The sequence below is a fragment of the Streptomyces sp. NPDC001507 genome (assembly GCF_042894765.1).
Lineage (GTDB): Bacteria > Actinomycetota > Actinomycetes > Streptomycetales > Streptomycetaceae > Streptomyces.
Genome location: NZ_JBIAVV010000017.1, coordinates 26,475 through 46,776 on the forward strand (window position 1 = coordinate 26,475; position 20,302 = coordinate 46,776).

Here is a 20,302-nt window from a genome sequence, read left to right on the forward strand (position 1 = left end):
GAGCCGGCCTCGCCGTACGGCGGCTACTCCAGGCCCGACGCCTTGAAGACGCCCAGCGCGTTCTCGCGCTCGACCTGTTCGCCGAGGCGGGTCAGGGTGACCGAGCCGCAGAGCAGGGTGCCGGCCTCGGCGGCCCTGCGGGCGCCGGCGTCGACCCGCAGCCACAGCTCGGGGTTGTCGACGAGGACCTGGGGGTCGATCTCCAGCCGGTCGCCGAAGGCGTCGCGGAGCACCAGGCGGGGGGAGACGCCGTCCAGGCGGCGGACCGAGACCAGGCGGTCGGTGCGGACCCTGCGGGTGCGCAGCAGCCGGCGTGAGGTGAGCCAGCCGTCGCCGGCGCGGACCCTGGCGGGGCAGAGGACGCCGAAGAGGAGCAGGGCGAGGGTGGACCAGAGGGTGCCGCGCCACCAGGTGAACGTTCCTGATCCCCAGTCGATCAGGAGGAGCAGGGTGAGGAGGGCGCCTGCGCAACGGGCCGATGCGTAGACGCCTTTGGACCAGCGGTGGTCCTCGGATGGCTGCATGGGGTGACGGTAGGGAGCGGCGGTGCTCGGCGTCAGGAGGTGGGGCATGTCCTTGATGCGACTCTGACGGCTGGGGTCGGTGCGGGGCGGTGGGGACTTGTCGCGCCCACGCGGCGGCAGCCGCACATCACATACGCCCCGCGCCTCTTTCAAAGGGCGGCCGTCAAGGGCGCGTCAAAGTCGCTGCCTCTCGCGCGAAGAACGCGCAAGGGATTGCCGGAGCCGGCCGGGGCGGGACAGAACCTGGTCGGACGCGCGCGGTACTCCGTGCGCGAGACGTGTATCCCGTTCGTTGAGGAGCGCCCCCATGTCCGTACTGACCGCCGAACCGGGGGCCGTGCCCGCCGGTGACGAGCCGCCCGATACCGGGGAACGGCATCGTCTCACCGCCGTGACCGGCCTCGCCGCGCTGTCGCTGGACGCGATGGCGTCGGTGGCGTACGGGCCGGAGGCCATCGTGCTGGTGCTGGCGGCCGCCGGTGCGCACGGGCTCGGTTTCACGCTGCCCGTCACGCTCGCGATCGCGGCCCTGCTGGCGGTGCTCGTCGCCTCGTACCGGCAGGTCATCGCGGCCTTCCCGGACGGTGGCGGGTCCTACGCCGTGGCCCGGACCCACCTCGGGGCGCGGACCAGCCTGGTCGCCGCCGCCTCCCTGGTACTCGACTACGTGCTGAACGTCGCCGTCGCCGTCACCGCCGGGGTCGCCGCCCTCACCTCCGCCTTCCCGGGGCTGTACCCTCACCGGCTGGTGCTGTGCCTGGCCGTGCTGGTGCTGGTCACCGGGGTGAACCTGCGGGGCATCGTGGAGTCGGCGAAGGCGTTCATCGTGCCGACGGCGGTGTTCGTCGGGTCCGTCTTCGTGCTGATCGCGGTGGGGCTCTTCCGGTCCGCGCCGGCCAGTACGGTCACCGCCGCCGGGCACGCCTCCGTGCTCGCCGGCAACGCCTCCAGCGTGGGCGCCCTGCTTCTGCTGAAAGCTTTCGCCTCGGGTTGTGCCGCCCTCACCGGCGTCGAGGCCATCGCCAACGCCGTGCCCTCCTTCCGCGTGCCGCGCGTCAAGCGGGCCCAGCACGCCGAGGTGGCCCTCGGCGCGGTGCTGGGCGCGATGCTGATCGGGCTCTCGGTGCTGATCTCCCGGTTCCACCTGCAGCCGGTCGCGGGCGTGACCGTCCTCGCCCAGCTCGCCGACGCCTCGCTCGGCCACAACTGGGGCTTCTACGTCGTCCAGTTCGCCACCATGATCCTGCTGGCGCTGTCCGCGAACACCAGCTTCGGCGGTCTGCCGGTGCTGCTGAAACTGCTCGCCCGCGACAACTACCTGCCGCACGTCTTCGCGCTCAAGGCCGACCGGCAGGTGCACCGGCACGGCGTGCTCGCGCTGGCCGTGGTGTCGGCCGCGCTGCTGGTGTTCTCCGGCGGCGACACGAACACGCTGGTGCCGATGTTCGCCATCGGGGTCTTCGTCGGCTTCACCGTCGCCCAGGTCGGGATGGTGCGGCACTGGCGGCTGGAGCGGGGGACCGGCTGGCGTGGGAAGGCGCTGCTGAACGGGTTCGGGGCGGTCCTGACGGGCGTGGCGACCGTCGTCGTGACCGCGAGCAAGTTCACCGAGGGAGCCTGGCTTGTCGTGGTCATGCTGCCGTTGCTCGTCGGTGCCTTCGTCGCCGTGCACCGTGCCTACGGGCGGATCGGGGAGCGGCTCGGGCTCGGGCGGATCCCCGACCCACCGCACCGGGAGCGGTCCGTCGTGATCGTGCCGGTGTCGTCGCTGTCCCGGCTCACCTCCCAGGCGCTCTCCGCGGCCGCCTCCCTCGGCGACGAGGTGCGGGCCGTCACCGTCTGCCATCCCGACCCCGAGGACCGGGCCCAGCTGCACGCCCTGGAGCGCGCCTGGGCCGCGTGGGACCCCGGGGTGCCGCTGGTCCGGCTGAGCTGCGAGCGGCGCACCCTGGGCCGTCCCATCGCCGCCTACGTCCGTGCGGTGACCGCGGCCGAGCCGGCCACCCAGGTGACCGTGCTGATCCCGGAGACCGAACCGGAGCGGCTCTGGCAGCGGCTGCTGCAGAACCAGCGCGGTGCCGTCGTCGCCCACGCCGTGCGCAAGGAGACCGACGCGGTGATCTGCCGGCTGCGGTTCCGGCTGTCCTGATCGGCCTGGTGCGCCTGAGGCCGGCGTTCCCCCAGTTCAGGGGGGTTTCGGCCGCCGAACGGCGGCCTCTGGTCGCGGGTTGGTCGCGGCCGCGTCAGAGTCCCGTCAAAGGCGTGAACACCGCCGTAAGGGACCCGTCAACGGCGGCTGAAACCGGCCAGAAAGACGCTTTCCTCTAACAGTCCGAGTCCGTTCCGAACCTCATCCAGGAGTTCACGATGGCCGATCTGGCCTTCGTCGTCACCGTGCTCGCGGGTTTCGCGCTGGTGGCCCTCGTCGCCAAGGGGGTGACGAAGCTGTGACCGCCGAGAACATCGTCGGCCTTGTCGTGGCCGTCGCCCTGCTGGGCTATCTCGTCCTCGCCCTGATCTTCCCGGAGAGGTTCTGAGACACCCATGGGTCCCGTAACCGCCGCCGTGCTCCAGCTCGTCGCGCTCATAGGCGCGCTGGCGCTGTGCTACATCCCCTTCGGCAACTACATGGCCAAGGTCTACACCTCCGACAAGCACTGGCGGGTCGAGAAGTGGATCTACAGGGGCATCGGCGCCAACCCCGACACCGAGATGCGCTGGCCCGCCTACCTGCGCGGGGTCCTCGCCTTCTCCCTGATCGGCGTCCTCTTCCTCTACCTCCTCCAGCGGATCCAGGGCATCCTGCCCGGCTCGCTGAACTTCTCCTCGGTCAACCCGGCCCAGTCGTTCAACACGGCCGTCTCCTTCGTGACCAACACGAACTGGCAGTCGTACTACGGCGAGCAGACCATGGGTCACGTCGTCCAGACCGCCGGCCTTGCCGTGCAGAACTTCGTCTCCGCGGCCGTCGGCATCGCCGTCGCGGTGGCCCTGGTGCGCGGGTTCGCGCGCTCGCGCAGCGGTGAGATCGGCAACTTCTGGTCCGACCTGGTGCGCGGCACGATCCGCATCCTGGTGCCGTTCTCCGCGATCGCCGCGGTGATCCTGGTCGCCTGCGGTGCCATCCAGAACTTCTCCGGCATCCACGAGGTCGGGCAGTTCATGGGGGGCTCGCAGCAGTGGAACGGCGGGGCCGTGGCCTCCCAGGAGGCCATCAAGGAGCTGGGCACCAACGGCGGCGGTTACTTCAACGCCAACTCCGCCCACCCCTTCGAGAACCCGACGCCCTTCACCAACCTCTTCGAGATCTTCCTGATCCTGCTGATCCCGTTCGCGCTGACCCGCACCTTCGGTGTGATGGTCGGCTCGGTGAAGCAGGGCTACGCGATCCTCGCCACGATGTTCACCATCTGGCTGGGCTTCGTCGCCCTGATGATGTGGACCGAGTTCGCCCACCACGAGGGCGCGCTGCAGATCGCGGGCGGCGCCTACGAGGGCAAGGAGGTCCGCTTCGGGGTCGGCGCCTCGTCGATCTTCGCGGTGTCGACCACGCTCACCTCGACCGGTGCGGTGGACTCCTTCCACTCCTCCTTCACCGGCCTGGGCGGCGGCATCACCATGCTCAGCATGATGCTGGGCGAGATCGCGCCCGGCGGTACCGGCTCCGGCCTCTACGGCATCCTGATCATGGCGATCATCGCGGTGTTCATCGCCGGTCTGATGGTCGGCCGCACCCCCGAGTACCTGGGCAAGAAGATCGGCGCCCGCGAGATCAAGCTGTCGGCGATCTACATCCTGATCACCCCGGCGCTCGCGCTCGTCTTCACCGCGGCCTCCATGGCCCTGCCGACCCCGCCGCACTCCATGCTCAACCCGGGCGCGCACGGGTTCTCCGAGGTGCTGTACGCCTTCACCTCGGCGGCCAACAACAACGGCTCGGCCTTCGCCGGCCTGAACGCGAACACCGACTGGTACAACACCATGACCGGACTCGCGATGCTGTTCGGCCGCTTCCTGCCCATGGTGTTCGTGCTGGCGCTGGCCGGCTCGCTCGCCGAGCAGAAGCCCGTCCCCGCCACGGCCGGCACGCTGCGCACCGAGAAGCCGCTCTTCACCGGCCTGCTCGTCGGCGCGATCCTGATCATCACCGGTCTGACCTACTTCCCGGCCCTCGCGCTGGGCCCGCTCGCCGAGGGGCTGGCGTCATGACCACCCGTACCCAGAAGCCAGAGGACTCCATGTCCACAGCCACCCCGACCCGGGCGCCGCACAGCGACGTCCCCACCGGGCACAAGCCCGCCGAAGGACGTGTCGGCGCCGGCCTGTTCGACGCCAGGCAGCTGATCAAGTCCCTCCCCGAGGCCTGCCGCAAGCTCGACCCGCGGGTGATGGTCAAGTCGCCCGTGATGTTCGTGGTGTGGGTCGGCTCGATCCTCACCACGGTCTTCTCCTTCAAGGATCCGAGCGACTGGTTCGGCTGGACCATCAGCGCCTGGCTGTGGCTGACCGTGATCTTCGCGAACCTCGCCGAGGCGGTCGCCGAGGGCCGCGGCAAGGCCCAGGCCGACACCCTGCGCAAGGCCAAGACCGACACCGTCGCGCGGCGGCTGACCGGCTCCACCGAGGAGCAGGTGCCCGGCACCGAGCTGAGGATCGGTGACCTGGTCGTCTGCGAGGCCGGCGACATCATCCCCGGTGACGGTGACGTCATCGAGGGCGTCGCCTCCGTCGACGAGTCGGCGATCACCGGTGAGTCGGCCCCGGTCATCCGCGAGTCCGGCGGTGACCGCAGCGCGGTGACCGGCGGCACGAAGGTGCTGTCCGACCGGATCGTCATCAAGATCACGACGAAGCCGGGCGAGACCTTCATCGACCGCATGATCAGCCTCGTCGAGGGAGCGGCCCGGCAGAAGACGCCCAACGAGATCGCGCTGAACATCCTGCTCGCCTCGCTGACCATCGTCTTCCTGCTGGCCGTCGCCACCCTGCCGCCGTTCGCCGACTACGCGGGCACGCACCTGACGATGGTCGTGCTGGTCGCCCTCCTGGTCTGTCTCATCCCGACCACCATCGGCGCGCTGCTCTCCGCGATCGGCATCGCCGGCATGGACCGGCTGGTGCAGCGCAACGTGCTCGCCATGTCCGGGCGCGCGGTCGAGGCCGCCGGTGACGTCTCCACCCTGCTGCTCGACAAGACCGGCACCATCACCCTCGGCAACCGCCAGGCCTCGGAGTTCGTGCCGGTGCGCGGGGTCACCGAGCCCGAGGTGGCCGACGCCGCCCAGCTGTCGTCGCTGGCCGACGAGACCCCCGAGGGCCGCTCCATCGTCGTCCTCGCCAAGGAGAAGTACGGGCTGCGCGAGCGGCACCAGGGCGAGCTGGCGCACGCCGAGTGGATCGCCTTCACCGCCCAGACCCGCATGTCCGGCGTGGACGTCGACGGCCGCAAGATCCGCAAGGGCGCCGCCGGTTCGGTCATCGCCTGGGTCCGCGAGCAGGGCGGCACCGTCGCCGAGGACGCGGACACCCTCGCCAACGCCATCTCCGAGTCCGGCGGCACCCCGCTGCTCGTCGCGGTCGACGACACCGAGGGCGCCCGGGTCCTGGGCGTCATCCACCTCAAGGACGTCGTCAAGGAGGGCATGCGCGAGCGGTTCGAGGAACTGCGCCGCATGGGCATCAAGACCGTCATGATCACGGGCGACAACCCGCTGACCGCGCGGGCGATCGCCGAGGAGGCGGGCGTCGACGACTTCCTCGCCGAGGCCACCCCCGAGGACAAGATGGCCCTCATCAAGCGGGAGCAGGCGGGCGGCAAGCTGGTCGCGATGACCGGCGACGGCACGAACGACGCCCCCGCGCTGGCCCAGGCGGACGTCGGCGTGGCGATGAACACGGGTACGTCGGCCGCCAAGGAGGCCGGCAACATGGTCGACCTCGACTCCAACCCGACCAAGCTCATCGAGATCGTCGAGATCGGCAAGCAGCTGCTGATCACCCGCGGTGCGCTGACCACGTTCTCCATCGCCAACGACGTCGCGAAGTACTTCGCGATCATCCCGGCCATGTTCGCCGTGGTCTACCCGGGCCTGGACAAGCTCAACATCATGCACCTGTCCTCGCCCAGCTCCGCGATCCTGTCCGCGGTCGTCTTCAACGCGCTGATCATCATCGCCCTGGTGCCGCTCTCCCTGAAGGGCGTGCAGTACCGGCCGGTGAGCGCCGACAAGATGCTCCGCCGCAACCTCGGGATCTACGGTCTCGGCGGTCTGATCGCGCCCTTCATCGGCATCAAGATCATCGACGTGATCATCTCTCTCATCCCCGGAATCGGTTGATGACCATGAACAACTCCGTAACCAACACCGCCCGGTTGCTCTGGGCGGGCCTGCGGGCCCTGCTGGTGCTGACCCTGGTGACGGGCGTGGTCTACCCGCTGGTCGTCACCGGCATCGCCCAGGCCGCGTTCCACAACAAGGCGAACGGCTCCGAGATCACGTCGGACGGCAAGGTCGTCGGCTCGTCCCTGATCGGGCAGACGTACAACCTGCCGCTGAAGAAGGGCCAGGAGACCCCGGACGCCGCCCTGCAGTGGTTCCAGGGCCGCCCGGCCAACGGGCTCGGCAGCAACAGCGTCAACACCCAGTACAAGCTGATCCTTTCGGGCGCGACCAACCTCGCCGCCGACAACAAGGTGCTGATCCAGCAGGTGAAGGACGCCAAGGCCGCCGTCGTCAAGGACAACTCGGTGCCCGGCTACACGGTCACGCCCGCCCAGGTGCCGGCCGACGCCGTCACCTCCTCGGGCTCCGGTCTCGACCCGGACATCTCCCCGGCCTACGCCGAGCTCCAGGTCCACCGGGTCGCCGAGAAGAACGGCCTGTCCGTCACCCAGGTGGAGAAGCTGGTCGAGGACCACACCACGGGCCGCACGCTCGGCTTCGTCGGCGAGCCCCGGGTGAACGTCCTCGAACTCAACATCGCGCTGAAGGACCTGACCAAGGGCAGTTGAGAGAACCGATGACCCGAGTGCTGGTCGTGGAAGACGACCCCCAGCTCGTACGGGCACTCGTGATCAACATGCAGGCACGCCAGTACGGAGTGGACGCGGCGCCCGACGGCGCCACGGCCCTCCGGCTGGCGGCCGCGCGTCAGCCGGACGTGGTGATGCTCGACCTCGGACTGCCCGACATGGACGGGGTCGACGTCATCAAGGCGCTGCGCGGCTGGACCCGCGTACCGATCCTGGTGCTGTCCGCGCGGCAGGCCTCCGACGAGAAGGTCGCCGCGCTGGACGCGGGCGCCGACGACTACATCACCAAGCCGTTCAGCATGGACGAACTCCTCGCCCGGCTGCGGGCCGCGGTCCGCCGCACCGAGGACACCCCCCTCACCCCCGAGACCACCCGGGTGGAGACGGCCGACTTCACCATCGACCTGCTCGCCAAGAAGGCGGTCCGGGCCGGTCACGACGTTCGGCTGACCCCCACCGAGTGGCACCTGCTGGAGATACTGGTCACCAACCCCGGCCGGCTCGTCACGCAGAAGCACCTGCTGCGCGAGGTGTGGGGAGTCACCCAGAGCAACAAGACCAACTACCTGCGGGTCTACATGGCCCAGCTCCGCCGCAAGCTGGAGGCGGACCCCTCGCACCCCCGGTACCTGATCACCGAGCCCGGCATGGGCTACCGCTTCGAAGGATGACATGGCACGCGGCAGGCTCCGGATCTACCTCGGCGCGGCTCCCGGCGTGGGCAAGACCTACGCCATGCTCTCCGAGGCCCACCGCCGGATCGAACGCGGCACCGACTGTGTCGTCGCGTTCGTCGAGCACCACGACCGGCCGCGCACCGAGGTGATGCTGCACGGCCTGGAGGAGATCCCGCGCAGGGAACTGGAGTACCGGGGTGCGGTGTTCACGGAGATGGACGTCGACGCCGTCCTCGCCCGCCGCCCCCAGGTCGCCCTCGTCGACGAACTCCCGCACACCAACATCCCCGGCTCCCGCAACGCCAAGCGCTGGCAGGACGTCGAGGAGCTGCTGGCCGCCGGGATCGACGTCGTCTCGACGGTGAACATCCAGCACCTGGAGTCGCTGGGCGATGTCGTGGAGTCCATCACCGGGGTACGGCAGCAGGAGACCGTGCCCGACGAGGTCGTACGACGGGCCGACCAGATCGAGTTGGTCGACATGTCGCCCCAGGCGCTGCGCCGCCGCATGGCGCACGGCAACATCTACCAGCCGGACAAGGTCGACGCGGCCCTGTCCAACTACTTCCGGCCCGGCAACCTCACCGCCCTGCGCGAACTCGCCCTGCTCTGGGTCGCGGACCGGGTCGACGAGTACCTGAACGCGTACCGCAGCGAGCACCGCGTCTCGAAGATCTGGGGTTCGCGGGAGCGGATCGTGGTCGGCCTGACCGGCGGGCCGGAGGGGCGGACGCTCATCCGGCGGGCGGCGCGGCTGGCCGAGAAGGGCGCCGGCGGCGAGGTGCTCGCCGTCTACATAGCGCGCAGCGACGGCCTCAACTCGGCCTCCCCGAAGGAACTCGCCGTCCAGCGCACCCTCGTCGAGGACCTCGGCGGCACCTACCACCACGTCGTCGGCGACGACGTCCCGGCCGCGCTCCTCGACTTCGCGCGCGGGGTCAACGCCACCCAGATCGTCCTCGGTGTCTCCCGGCGCAGCAGCTGGCAGTACGTCTTCGGTCCCGGCGTCGGCGCCACGGTCGCCCGGGACTCGGGACCCGACCTCGACGTGCACCTCATCACCCACGACGAGGCCGGCAAGGGGCGGCTCCCGCTGGGCCGTTCGGCGCGGCTCGGCCGCTCCCGGCTCATCTGGGGCCGGCTGACCGGCGTCCTCGGGCCGGTCCTGCTCACCTGGCTGCTGACCTCCGCCGCACCGGAGGTGGGCCTCGCCAACGACATGCTGCTCTACCTCGCGCTGACGGTCGCCGCGGCCCTGCTCGGCGGCCTGCTCCCGGCGCTCACCTCGGCGGTGGTCGGCTCCCTCCTGCTCAACTGGTTCTTCACCCCGCCCGTCCACACCCTGACCATCGCCGACCCGAAGAACATCGTCGCCATAGCGATCTTCGTCGGGGTCGCGGTGTCCGTGGCCTCGGTGGTGGACCTCGCCGCCCGGCGCACCCAGCAGGCGACCCGGCTGCGCGCCGAGTCGGAGATCCTGTCCTTCCTCGCGGGCAGCGTGCTGCGCGGCGAGACCAGCCTGGAGGCGCTCCTGGAACGGGTGCGGGAGACCTTCGGCATGGAGTCGGTGGCCCTCCTGGAGCGGGCGGACGACGTGGCGCCCTGGACCTGCGCCGGCAGCGTCGGGCCACGGCCCTGCCAGACGCCGGAGCGCGCGGACGTCGACGTGCCGGTCGGCGACCACATGACCCTCGCCCTGTCCGGCCGCGTGCTGCCGGCCTCCGACCGGCGGGTGCTGGCCGCGTTCGCCGCCCAGGCGGCCGTCGTGCTCGACCGGCAGCGGCTCCAGAAGGAGGCGGACCAGGCGAAGGAGCTCGCGGAGGGCAACCGCATCCGTACCGCGCTGCTGGCCGCCGTCAGTCACGACCTGCGCACCCCGCTGGCCGGCATAAAGGCCTCGGTGTCGTCACTGCGCTCGGACGACGTCGAGTGGTCCGAGCAGGACCGGGCGGAGCTCCTGGAGGCCATAGAGGCGGGCGCCGACCGCCTCGACCACCTCGTCGGCAACCTCCTCGACATGTCCCGCCTGCAGACCGGCACCGTCACGCCCATCGTCCGCGAGGCCGACCTGGACGAGGTGGTGCCGATGGCGCTCGGCGGGGTCCCCGAGGACAGCGTCGAACTGGACATCCCGGAGACGCTGCCCATCGTGAACGTCGACAAGGGGCTCCTCGAGCGGGTCGTCGCCAACGTGGTCGAGAACGCCGTCAAGTACAGCCCCGCGGACAACCCCGTGCTGGTCAAGGCCAGTTCCACGGCCGACCGGGTGGAGGTGCGCGTCGTGGACCGCGGGCCCGGCGTCCCGGACGAGGCCAAGGAGCGCATCTTCGAACCGTTCCAGCGGTACGGCGACTCACCGCGCGGTGCCGGGGTGGGGCTCGGCCTCGCCGTGGCCCGGGGCTTCGCCGAGGCGATGGGCGGCACGCTGACCGCCGAGGACACCCCTGGTGGCGGCCTCACCATGGTGCTGACCCTGCCGACCGCACCGGGCCGCAGACCGGGGCGGCCGGACCGGCCGGCGGCCGTGACGTCGTAGCGCGACGACCGTCACAGGGCCTGCCGCTACGACAACTGCCGGGAGTCCAGCGGCAGATGCCAGCTGTTGCGGCGGTGCGCGGCGGCCAGCGCCTCCTCCAGCGGGGACGGCGGCACCGCCAGCACCGGGCAGTGCGCGTGGGAGAGGCAGTAGCGCGCCACCCGGCCCGAGAAGGCCCGGTGCCAGCCGCGCCGGCCCGCGCCCACGACCAGCACGTCGTCGTCCCGGTCCGCCACCTCCACCAGGGACAGCCCCGGGGTGCCGCGCACCACGAGTCCGTGCACCGGGGTGCCGGGGCCCGCGTCGCCGAAGACCTCGTCCAGCACGTCGAGCAGCCGCTGCCGGGCCATCCGCTGCCACTCGTCGACCATCAGCATCGCGGCCGGCGAGCGCCGCGTCCCCAGCTCACCGCCCGGCGGCTCCCACACCAGCACCGGCCACAGTTCCGCGTCCCGGCGCCGGGCCTCGGCGGCGGCCCGGGACAGGGCCGTGACGCTGCCCAGCGAACCGCTCACGCCGACCACGACCCGACCGGGCGCGCAGGCGTCGTAACCGGACATGACTCCACCGTTCTTCAGTAGCTGTCCCGGGGAAATCCCAGGCCGGACGGGTGCCCCGATCCGGTTCCATGACACTGCGCCGGACGGGTGACGGCCAGGGTCCGGGGCACTTCTTGGCAGGCCTCTGACGGCCGCTGTGACCGCCGCCACCAGTTCTGACTCCAGTCCGTCAGCGTCCCGTCAACGTCGCCGCGATCACCGTCAGCGTCCCGTCATGAGGCATCGGAGAGGTGCCGGCAGCGGGCATAGCGTCTTGGGCAAGCCCCGGCCGGCCTCCCCGCCGCCGGGGCACCAGCTCCTTCCTTTGCCAGGAGGCATGTCATGCCAGAACTCTTGTGCGGTGACGATCCGGAGCCTTCCGATCGCTCCCCGGCCGGATCCCTGTTCGTACCGGTCCGGCCGGGACCCGCGGGATGCGCGGCCCGGTTCTTCCGCACCCCGCTCGGCGAGCGCACCGCCGTCGGCTTCACCTCGGCCCGCAGGCTCGCCGCCACGCTCGGCCCCGGCCAGGCCTGGATCCGGCTCGCCGAACCCGCGCTGCGCGCCCTGGCCGCACCGCTCGGCGTCACCACCGTGACGGTCGACCCGCAACTGTCGGCACCGGCCCCCGCGCCGGTCCCGCCGCTCCCGCGCCCCGCCGCCACCCTGCGGACCGTCGGCACCGCCTGAGCCGCGTAAACCGCGTGAACCGCGTGAACCGCGTGATTCTTACGAGTCTGAGAGGGGAGCGGTCGATGACCACCCTGCACGAACCCGTCGTCACCACCACGCCCGCCGAACTGTCGGTGTGGCCCGCCTCCACCACCGAGCCCCGGCCCGGCGACCTCGCCGTCGGCGGGGTCCCGCTCGCCGAGGTCGCCGACCGCTTCGGCACCCCCGTCTACGTCCTCGACGAGAACGAGGTCCGCGAGCGCTGCCGCACCTACCGCCACGCCTTCCCCGACGCCGAAGTCCTCTACGCCGCCAAGGCGTTCCTGTGCCGGGCGATGGTCCACTGGACCGAGGAGGAAGGGCTCGGCCTGGACGTCTGCTCGGCCGGCGAGCTGGAGCTGGCGGTCACCACCGGGTTCCCGCCGGAGCGGATCGTGCTGCACGGCAACGCCAAGTCGCCGCGCGACCTGGAGACCGCGCTGCGCCTCGGCGTCGGACGGATCGTCATCGACAGCCCCTCCGAGATCGCCCGGCTCGCCGCCGCCGTCGGACCCGACGGGCACCAGAAGGTCATGGTCCGGGTGGTGCCCGGGATCAGCGCGGGCGGCCACGAGAAGATCCGCACCGGTACCGACGACCAGAAGTTCGGCCTGTCCATCGCCGACGGCTACGCCCAGCACGCCATCGCCCGGATACTGGACCAGCCGCAGCTCCGACTCACCGGCCTGCACTGCCACCTCGGCTCCCAGATCACCAGCGTCAAGCCGTACCTCGCCGCCGTGCGCCGGGTGGTCGGGCTCATGGCCCGGCTGCACGAACAGCACGGACTGGTCCTGCCCGAGCTGGACCTGGGCGGCGGCCACGGCATCGCCTACCGGCCCGGCGAGGCCGCCCTCGACCTCACCGCCCTGGCCCGCAAGGTGCGCGCCGAACTGTCCGACGCGTGCGCGGCGGCCGGGCTGCCGGTACCCCGCCTGATCATCGAACCGGGGCGGGCCATCGTGGGCCCGGCCGGGATCGCCGTGTACCGCGTCCTCGCGGTCAAGAAGACCGGCGACCACACCTTCGTCGCCGTCGACGGCGGCATGAGCGACAACCCGCGGCCCGCGCTGTACGGCGTCCGGTACGCGCCCCGGCTCATCGGCCGCGCGAGCGCGGCGCCCACCGCCCCGGTGACCGTCGTCGGACGGCACTGCGAGGCGGGCGACGTCCTGGCCGCCGGCGTCGAACTCCCCTCCGACCTGCGCCCCGGCGACCTGCTCGCGGTCCCGGTGGCCGGCGCCTACCACCTCTCCATGGCCTCCGGCTACAACCTGGTCGGCCGCCCGCCGGTCACCGCCGTCCGCGGCGGCCACGCCCGGCTGCTGGTCCGGCGCGAGTCCCTGGACGACATCCGCCGCCGCGACGTCGGGCTGTAGTCCGGCCCGACCCCGCGCAAGGCTCCCGGGCGGGCCGGCCCTCCTCACACACTCACGCCGGCCGGCCCGTCCGGGCTCCACCACCACGGGCGCGCGGACACGGCACGGAGGACACTGTTGCCGACCGTCCCACCGGCCGTGATGAGGTACCGATGGCGTATGGCCTAGCACGTCGTGAACTGCGACCGAGGGTTCCACTGCGCCCGGGTGAGGGCGACAAACAGCATCTGACCAGCCTGGAAGGCCTGGCCGCGCTCTCCCTGGACGCGCTCAGCTCCGTCGCGTACGGCCCCGAGGCGATCGTGCTCGCCCTGGTGGTCGCCGGCACGGGGGCGCTCGCCGCCACCCTGCCCATCACCCTGGCGATCACCTTCCTGCTCGCGGTCCTCGTCGTGTCGTACGGGCAGGTCATCGCCGTTCACCCGGACGGCGGTGGCGCCTACGCCGTCGCCAAGACCGACCTCGGCGCCACCGCGAGCCTGCTGGCCGCCGCCAGCCTGGTCGTCGACTACGTCCTCACCGTCGCGGTCAGCCTCTCCGCCGGCGCCGACGCGCTCGCCTCCGCCTTCCCGGCCCTCGCCCACGACAAGCTGCTCGTCTGCCTGGTCGGCCTGGCCCTGCTGACGGCCGTCAACCTGCGCGGCGTGACCGAGAGCGCCCGGGTGCTGATGCTGCCGACGCTCCTTTTCATCGTCGCGATCCTCGGTGTCGTCCTGCTCAGCCTGCTGCGCGGGCACCCGGTCGCCGTCGTCGGCACCGACCAGCCCGTGCACGCGACCGAGGCGCTGAGCGCGCTGGTGATCCTCAAGGCGTTCTCGTCCGGCTGCTCGGCCCTGACCGGCGTCGAGGCCATCGCCAACGCCGTGCCGACCTTTCGCACCCCGAGCGTCAAACGCGCCCAGCGCACCGAGCTGATGCTGGGCGCGCTGCTCGGGATCATGCTGATCGGGCTGGCCGTCCTGATCCACCGCGACCACGTGGCCCCGCGCGGCGGGGTCACCGTCCTCGCCCAGCTCACCGCGGGCGCCTACGGCACCGGCTGGCCGTACTACGCCACCAACCTGATCGTCACCCTCGTCCTGGGCCTGGCGGCCAACACCAGCTTCGGCGGACTGCCGGTGCTGATGAGCCTGCTCGCCCGCGACAACCGGCTGCCCCACCTCTTCGGCCTGCGCGCCGAACGCCCGGTCTACCGCTACGGCGTGGTGGCTCTGACGCTGCTGGCCGCGCTGCTCCTGCTGGCCACCGACGCCGACACCCACCGGCTGCTCCCGCTCTTCGCCATCGGCGTCTTCATCGGCTTCACCCTCAGCCAGTCCGGCCTGGTCCGGCACTGGGCCACGCAGCGCCCGGCCGGCTGGAAGCGCCGCGCGATCGTCAACGGCACCGGCGCCGTGCTGACCACCCTGGCCGGGGTCATCCTGCTGTTCACCAAGTTCCTCTCCGGCGCCTGGGTGGTCGTGCTCACCGTCCCGCTGATGATGCTGCTGTTCGCCCGCATCGAGCGCTACTACACCGAGGTGGGCGAGGAACTGGGCCTCGGCCGCATCCCGGATCCGCCCGACCGGCGCACCGCCAGCCTGGTGATCGTACCGATCGGCGAGGTCAGCAAGCTCGCCCGGCACGCCCTCGGCGCCGCCCTCGCCCTCGGCGACGAGGTGGTCGCGGTCGCCGTGCACGCCGACCCGGCCAGGTCCCGGGCGCTGGAGGAGGCCTGGGCGCGCTGGAACCCCGGCGTGCGCCTCGACGTCATCGACAGCCCGCACCGCTCACTGGTGCAGCCGGTCGTCGACTACGTGCAGCGCGCCGCGGCGGACGGCCGTCAGGTGGCCGTGCTCATCCCCGAGGTGGAGCCGAGGCACCGGCGCTACGAGATCCTCCAGAACCAGCGCGGCCTGCTTCTCGCCACCGTGCTGCGGGCCCGCACCGACGTCGTGGTGGGCATGCTGCCGTACCGGCTGAAGCTCTGACGGCCGCCTTGTCGGCCCCTTGGGCAGGCTCCTACAGTGCGCCCCGTAATGTTCGCCAACCTCACCGAAACTTTCGGCGCGGCCCGGGAGGGGCACCCACATGCGGGACACGCACACGCGGACCTACGGCAACCCGGTCGTCCCCGGCTTCCATCCCGACCCGAGCGTGTGCCGGGTCGGGGCGGACTACTACCTCGTCTGTTCCAGCTTCGAGTACTTCCCCGGCGTCCCGCTCTTCCACAGCCGGGACCTGGTGCACTGGCGGCAGCTCGGCAACGTCCTCGACCGGCCGGGGCAGTTGACCCTGCCCGCCGACACCCCGGCCTCCGGCGGCGTGTACGCCCCGACGATCCGGCACCATGACGGGCTCTTCCACGTCATCACCACCAACGTCAGTGCCGGGGGCAACTTCCTCGTCACCGCCGAGCGGCCCGAGGGGCCGTGGTCCGACCCGGTGTGGGTCGACGTCCCCGGCATCGACCCGGACCTCGCCTGGGACGAGAACGGCGACTGCTGGTGCGCCGTGGCCGGGGTCGCGGTGGCCAGGATCGACACCAGGACCGGGAAGGTGCTGGAGGGGCCGCTGCCGATGTGGTCAGGGACGGGGCTGCGGGACCCGGAGGTGCCGCACCTGTACCGGGTCGGGGAGTGGTGGTACCTGCTGGTCGCCGAGGGCGGCACCGCGCTCGGGCACGGGGTGTCCGTGGCCCGCGCCCGCTCGCCGCGCGGGCCCTGGGAGGCGGCGCCCGGCAATCCGCTGGTCTCGCACCGGGGCACCCGGGAGCCGGTCCAGAGCACCGGGCACGCCGACCTGGTGCAGGCGGCCGACGGCAGCTGGCGGGCGGTGCTGCTCGGCACCCGGCCGCGCGGCTGGTTCCCCGAGTTCCACGTGCTCGGCCGGGAGACCTTCCTGGCCCCGGTGGAGTGGGCGGACGGCTGGCCGCGCATGGGCCCGGTACAGGAGCGGCACGAGGCCCCGGCGGCCTGGCACCCGGTCGAACAGCCGCCCGCACGGGACGACTTCACGGCCCCGCCCTCGCGCCGCACTGGATCTCCCCGCGCAGCCGGCCGGACGGGTCCTGGTCGCTGACCGAGCGCCCCGGTTGGCTGGTGCTCACGGCCACCGGGGACAGCCTCGACCGCGCCGGGCACACCCTCGTCGGCCGGCGCCAGCAGCACGCCGACTGCCGGGCCGCCGCCCTGCTCGAACCGGGCCCGGGACGCGCGGGTCTGACGGTCCGTATCGACGAGGCCCACCACTACGACCTGGAGGTGAGCGGGGGAGTGGTGAGCGCGGTCGCACGGATCGGGCCGGTGTGCCAGCGGATCGCCGAACGCGCGGTGCCGCCGGGGCCGTTGACCCTGGTCGTCGAGACCCGTACGACCCGGGTTCCGGCGCCCACCGCCACCGCGCCCGGGGCGGACCGCGACGGGATCGGCGTCCGTCCCGGCGGGCCAGACGCCGTGACCCTTTCGATCGAAACGCCCGACTGTGTCGTCCGGCTGGCCGAACTCGACGGCCGGTATCTCTCCACCGAGGTGGCGGGCGGGTTCACCGGCCGGGTCATCGGCATGTACGTCACCGAGGGGCGGGCCGCCTTCGACTGGTTCGCCTACACGCCGATGAGCTGATGCGCGACACCTTGACGCTCCTGATGCGCCTTTCTAGAGTCGCCGTTCGGAACGTTCGGTGAAAACACCGAATGTTTCGAAAACGGCGGCCCCAGAGCACCACCGAACCAGGACGGCGTCGGTCGTCCCGTACCCCAAGGAGCGCATCATGGGCGACCCGGCACTGTCCCGGCGCGGATTCCTGGCGGCCACCGCGGCCGCCGGTCTGGGCATGACCGCCGTCAGCGGCTGCGGCTCGGGCGACGGCGGGTCCTCGTCGTCGGGGAAGGTCACGGTCGAGTGGTGGAACATCTCCACCACCCAGCCGACCAAGAACGTCTGGGCGGGCCTGGCCAGGAAGTTCGAGGCCCAGAACCCGCACGTGAAGCTGAAGATCGTGCAGTTGGAGAACGACGCCTACAAATCCAAGATGACGGCGCTCATAGCCTCCGGCAAACTCCCGGACATCTTCCACACCTGGGGCGGCGGGGTCCTCAAGCAGCAGGTCGACGCCGGCCTCGTCGAGGACCTCACCGACGGAACCAAGCCCTGGGCGGACGGGATGCTGTCGGTCGCCAAGCAGCCGTACCTGATCGACCAGAAGCTGTACGGCATTCCGTTCGACATCGGCATGATCGGCTTCTGGTACAACAAGGCACACTTCAAGACGGCGGGGATCGGCGAACCTCCCACCACGTGGAGCGGATTCCTCGACGCCGTGCGGAAGCTCAAGGCCGCCGGCATCACCCCGCTCGCCCTCGCGGGCAAGGAGAGCTGGACAGGTATGTACTACTGGGCGTACCTGGCGATGCGCACGGCCGGTCTCGACGCCCTCCAGAAGGCCGATGAGGACAAGGACTTCACCGGCACCGGGTTCGTCCAGGCCGGACAGCACCTGAAGGACCTCGTCGATCTCCAGCCGTTCCAGAAGGGCTTCCTCGGCGCGGCCTACTCCGCGCCCACCGGCCAGGCGGCCGCCGTCGGCAACGGCAAGGCAGCCATGGAGCTGATGGGCCAGTGGGCCCCGGTGGTGGAGGCGGACGCGGGCAAGGGCCTCGGCTCGGACCTCGGCTTCTTCCCGTTCCCCGCGGTCGACGGCGGAAAGGGCGCCATCACCGAGGTCTTCGGCGGTGGCGGCGGGCACGCCCTGCGCAAGGGTGCTCCGAAGGAAGCCGTCGACTTCCTGAAGTTCTTCGCCTCCGAGACCACCGACCTGGTGCTCGTCGAGAAGACCAAGACCCTCCCGGTGGTCCCCGGCGCGGAGAAGGCGCTGAGCGACCCCAACACCAAGGCCGTGCAAGCGCAGTTGAAGGCCGCCACCGGATTCCAGCTCTACCTCGACCAGGCGTACGCGCCCGCCGTCGGCCAGCAGATCAACGACAGCGTGGCCGGGCTGATCGCCGGCTCCAAGTCACCGGAACAGGTCACACAGGCGATCACCAAGACCGCGAAGGAAGAGCAGTAGGCCGCCCGATGACCTCGACCTACCTGCCCGGCACCCGGTCGGGGCCGGACGCCGCGCCCCAGTCGCTCCCGCCCGCGGGCCGGGCGCGATCCCGGCGCCGGCTGCTGCACTGGCTCACCGCGATGGGCTTCCAGCTGCCCGCCCTGGCGCTCTTCGGCGTCCTCGTCCTGCTGCCGATCCTCTTCGCGCTGTACGCCGCGTTCTTCCGCTGGGGCGGCTTCGGCATGCCCTCCGACTACATCGGCACCGACAACTTCACCCGGCTCTTCCAGGACGACGTCTTCCTCGGCGACCTGTGGCGCTGCCTGCTCCTGGTCGTGCTCTCGCTGGCGCTGCAACTGCCGTTCGCGCTCGCCATGGCGGTCCTGCTCAACCAGCGGATCCGCGGCCGGGCCGTCTACCGGATGCTGTTCTTCGCCCCGTACGTGCTCTCCGAGGCGATCACCGGCGTGCTGTTCGGCATGATCTTCGCCCCCGACGACGGGCTCGCCGACCACCTGCTGAGCGACATCGGCCTCGGCGCGCTCGGCGGGAAGTGGTTCTCCGACCCCTCGACGGTGATGGCCACCCTCTTCCTGGTCATGACCTGGAAGTACTTCGGCTTCCACATGATGCTCTACCTGGCCGGACTCCAGTCCATCCCGGCCGAGTTGACGGAGGCCGCGACCGTCGACGGCGCCTCGCCCTGGCAGCGCTTCCGGCACGTCACCCTGCCGCTGCTCGCCCCGACCCTGCGGATCAGCGTCTTCCTGTCGGTGATCGGCTCCATCCAGCTCTTCGACCTGGTGTGGGTGGTCACCGCGGGCGGCCCCGACCACCACTCGGAGACCATGGCCGTGACCATGTTCCAGTACGGCTTCAAGCGCTACCAGGTCGGCTACGCCAGCGCCATCAGCGTGGCCATGTTCGGCATCAGCCTCGTCTTCGCCCTCGCCTACCAGCGGTTCGTGCTCCGCCGCGACCTGGCGGGCGCCACCACGAACCTGCGGGGGGACGGCGCATGAGCGACAGCCGCAAGACCGTACGCACGCTTCCGCTGCACCTGGTCCTCGTCGTGGTCGGCGCGCTGATGGTCGTACCCCTGCTGTACGCCCTGCTCTCCGGGTTCAAGACGACCAGCGAGCTGTCCCGCAACCCGGTCGGGCTGCCCGAGTCCTGGGTCACCTCCAACTACACCGGCATCCTCGGCTCCGGCGCGTTCTGGCGGCTGGTCGGCAACAGCACGCTGATCGCGGTCGCCACCACCGTGCTCGTGGTCGCGGTGTCGGCGCTGGCCGCGTTCTCCTTCGCACGGTTCGCGTTCCGCGGGCGGGAGGTGCTGTTCACCGTGTTCACGATGGGGCTGATGTTCCCGTTCGCGGTGGCCGCCCTGCCCCTCTTCCTGCTGCTGCGCTCGATGAACCTGCTGGACAACCCGCTGGGCGTGATCCTGCCGCAGGCCGCGTTCGGGCTGCCGATGACCATCATCATCCTGCGCGGCTTCTTCCGGGAGATCCCCGGCGAACTGGAGGAGGCGGCCACCCTCGACGGCTGCGGGCCGTTCGCGTTCTTCTGGCGGATCCTGCTGCCCATGGCCCGGCCCGCGCTCGGCACGGTCTCCGTGCTCGCGGTCGTCACCAGCTGGAACAACTTCTTCCTGCCGCTGCTGGTCTTCACCGACTCCACCTGGTGGACCATCCCCATCGGCGTGCAGCAGTTCCAGGGCCAGTACTCCACCGACACCGCCCGGGTCTTCGCCTACCTGGTCCTCGCCATGGTCCCCGCCCTGGCCTTCTACTCGGTCGCCGAGCGCCAGCTGGTCGGCGGCCTCACCGCCGGCGCCACCAAGGGCTGAACACCCCTTCCACGGACAGGAGT

At 71.2% G+C, this 20,302-nt stretch carries 15 protein-coding genes and 1 pseudogene; 14 read left to right on the top strand and 2 right to left on the bottom strand.

Annotation, left to right across the window (positions count from 1 at the left end):
* Positions 1-23: 23 nt before the first annotated feature.
* Positions 24-524, bottom strand: coding sequence for a hypothetical protein (locus ACFY0K_RS42070; protein WP_390644342.1), 501 nt, complete (start codon positions 522-524; stop codon positions 24-26).
* A gap of 307 nt (positions 525-831) precedes the next feature.
* Between ACFY0K_RS42070 and ACFY0K_RS42075 the strand changes: the two genes are divergently transcribed.
* The 7 genes from ACFY0K_RS42075 to ACFY0K_RS42105 all read left to right on the top strand — a co-directional run bounded on the left by ACFY0K_RS42075 (position 832) and on the right by ACFY0K_RS42105 (position 10,770).
* The gene (locus ACFY0K_RS42075; RefSeq protein WP_390644343.1) at positions 832-2,673 is read left to right on the top strand and encodes an APC family permease; all 1,842 of its coding nucleotides are present in this window, start codon (positions 832-834) and stop codon (positions 2,671-2,673) included.
* 298 nt (positions 2,674-2,971) lie between these two features.
* Positions 2,972-3,061 carry a K(+)-transporting ATPase subunit F gene (kdpF, locus tag ACFY0K_RS42080; RefSeq protein ID WP_016434100.1) on the top strand — a complete coding sequence of 30 codons (90 nt, stop codon included), beginning with the start codon at positions 2,972-2,974 and terminating at the stop codon, positions 3,059-3,061.
* A 7-nt stretch (positions 3,062-3,068) separates the two neighbouring features.
* Positions 3,069-4,733 carry a potassium-transporting ATPase subunit KdpA gene (gene kdpA, locus ACFY0K_RS42085; RefSeq protein WP_390644344.1) on the top strand — a complete coding sequence of 555 codons (1,665 nt, stop codon included), beginning with the start codon at positions 3,069-3,071 and terminating at the stop codon, positions 4,731-4,733.
* Positions 4,730-6,862, top strand: a complete 2,133-nt coding sequence (gene kdpB, locus ACFY0K_RS42090; RefSeq protein WP_390644345.1) for a potassium-transporting ATPase subunit KdpB — start codon at positions 4,730-4,732, stop codon at positions 6,860-6,862. The genes kdpA and kdpB overlap by 4 nt, the downstream gene beginning before the upstream one ends.
* A gap of 5 nt (positions 6,863-6,867) precedes the next feature.
* A complete protein-coding gene (locus ACFY0K_RS42095; protein WP_390644346.1) occupies positions 6,868-7,536 on the top strand; it encodes a potassium-transporting ATPase subunit C in 669 nt (222 codons plus the stop codon).
* An 8-nt stretch (positions 7,537-7,544) separates the two neighbouring features.
* Positions 7,545-8,228 carry a response regulator gene (locus ACFY0K_RS42100; RefSeq protein ID WP_390644347.1) on the top strand — a complete coding sequence of 228 codons (684 nt, stop codon included), beginning with the start codon at positions 7,545-7,547 and terminating at the stop codon, positions 8,226-8,228.
* Position 8,229: 1 nt separating this feature from the next.
* On the top strand, positions 8,230-10,770 hold the full coding sequence (locus ACFY0K_RS42105; RefSeq protein ID WP_390644348.1) for an ATP-binding protein: 2,541 nt from the start codon (positions 8,230-8,232) through the stop codon (positions 10,768-10,770).
* Positions 10,771-10,796: 26 nt separating this feature from the next.
* On the opposite strand, the gene ACFY0K_RS42110 is transcribed toward ACFY0K_RS42105, so the two are convergent.
* Complete coding sequence (locus ACFY0K_RS42110; protein WP_390644349.1) at positions 10,797-11,330, bottom strand: universal stress protein; 534 nt, start codon at positions 11,328-11,330, stop codon at positions 10,797-10,799.
* A 321-nt stretch (positions 11,331-11,651) separates the two neighbouring features.
* Here ACFY0K_RS42110 and ACFY0K_RS42115 point away from each other — a divergent pair, with 321 nt between their 5' ends.
* The 7 genes and pseudogenes from ACFY0K_RS42115 (at position 11,652) to ACFY0K_RS42145 (ending at position 20,279) form a co-directional block, all read left to right on the top strand.
* On the top strand, positions 11,652-11,999 hold the full coding sequence (locus tag ACFY0K_RS42115) for an SAV_915 family protein (protein WP_390644350.1): 348 nt from the start codon (positions 11,652-11,654) through the stop codon (positions 11,997-11,999).
* A gap of 65 nt (positions 12,000-12,064) precedes the next feature.
* A complete protein-coding gene (gene lysA, locus ACFY0K_RS42120) occupies positions 12,065-13,399 on the top strand; it encodes a diaminopimelate decarboxylase (RefSeq protein ID WP_390644351.1) in 1,335 nt (444 codons plus the stop codon).
* 152 nt (positions 13,400-13,551) lie between these two features.
* Positions 13,552-15,369, top strand: coding sequence for an APC family permease (locus ACFY0K_RS42125; RefSeq protein ID WP_390644352.1), 1,818 nt, complete (start codon positions 13,552-13,554; stop codon positions 15,367-15,369).
* A gap of 100 nt (positions 15,370-15,469) precedes the next feature.
* Positions 15,470-17,001: pseudogene (locus ACFY0K_RS42130) on the top strand (glycoside hydrolase family 43 protein).
* Positions 17,002-17,149: 148 nt separating this feature from the next.
* On the top strand, positions 17,150-18,445 hold the full coding sequence (locus ACFY0K_RS42135) for an extracellular solute-binding protein (RefSeq protein ID WP_390644353.1): 1,296 nt from the start codon (positions 17,150-17,152) through the stop codon (positions 18,443-18,445).
* Between the two features lie 8 nt (positions 18,446-18,453).
* Positions 18,454-19,449: a carbohydrate ABC transporter permease gene (locus tag ACFY0K_RS42140; RefSeq protein ID WP_390644354.1), complete on the top strand. Its 996-nt coding sequence runs from the start codon at positions 18,454-18,456 to the stop codon at positions 19,447-19,449.
* Positions 19,446-20,279 (top strand): carbohydrate ABC transporter permease, encoded by an 834-nt coding sequence (locus ACFY0K_RS42145; RefSeq protein ID WP_351961215.1) that lies wholly within the window; start codon positions 19,446-19,448, stop codon positions 20,277-20,279. Before ACFY0K_RS42140 ends, ACFY0K_RS42145 begins: the two co-directional genes overlap by 4 nt.
* Positions 20,280-20,302 lie beyond the last annotated feature (23 nt).

Excerpts from the sequence above, each read along its gene's own strand:
- ACFY0K_RS42125 (WP_390644352.1), top strand. The coding sequence starts at position 13,552 with ATGGCGTATGGCCTAGCACGTCGTGAACTGCGACCGAGGGTTCCACTG.
- kdpB (WP_390644345.1), top strand. The coding sequence starts at position 4,730 with ATGACCACCCGTACCCAGAAGCCAGAGGACTCCATGTCCACAGCCACC.
- ACFY0K_RS42070 (WP_390644342.1), bottom strand. The coding sequence starts at position 524 with ATGCAGCCATCCGAGGACCACCGCTGGTCCAAAGGCGTCTACGCATCG.
- ACFY0K_RS42145 (WP_351961215.1), top strand. The coding sequence starts at position 19,446 with ATGAGCGACAGCCGCAAGACCGTACGCACGCTTCCGCTGCACCTGGTC.
- ACFY0K_RS42100 (WP_390644347.1), top strand. The coding sequence starts at position 7,545 with ATGACCCGAGTGCTGGTCGTGGAAGACGACCCCCAGCTCGTACGGGCA.
- lysA (WP_390644351.1), top strand. The coding sequence starts at position 12,065 with ATGACCACCCTGCACGAACCCGTCGTCACCACCACGCCCGCCGAACTG.
- ACFY0K_RS42095 (WP_390644346.1), top strand. The coding sequence starts at position 6,868 with ATGAACAACTCCGTAACCAACACCGCCCGGTTGCTCTGGGCGGGCCTG.
- ACFY0K_RS42105 (WP_390644348.1), top strand. The coding sequence starts at position 8,230 with ATGGCACGCGGCAGGCTCCGGATCTACCTCGGCGCGGCTCCCGGCGTG.
- ACFY0K_RS42110 (WP_390644349.1), bottom strand. The coding sequence starts at position 11,330 with ATGTCCGGTTACGACGCCTGCGCGCCCGGTCGGGTCGTGGTCGGCGTG.
- ACFY0K_RS42135 (WP_390644353.1), top strand. The coding sequence starts at position 17,150 with ATGGGCGACCCGGCACTGTCCCGGCGCGGATTCCTGGCGGCCACCGCG.
- ACFY0K_RS42115 (WP_390644350.1), top strand. The coding sequence starts at position 11,652 with ATGCCAGAACTCTTGTGCGGTGACGATCCGGAGCCTTCCGATCGCTCC.
- kdpA (WP_390644344.1), top strand. The coding sequence starts at position 3,069 with ATGGGTCCCGTAACCGCCGCCGTGCTCCAGCTCGTCGCGCTCATAGGC.
- ACFY0K_RS42140 (WP_390644354.1), top strand. The coding sequence starts at position 18,454 with ATGACCTCGACCTACCTGCCCGGCACCCGGTCGGGGCCGGACGCCGCG.
- ACFY0K_RS42075 (WP_390644343.1), top strand. The coding sequence starts at position 832 with ATGTCCGTACTGACCGCCGAACCGGGGGCCGTGCCCGCCGGTGACGAG.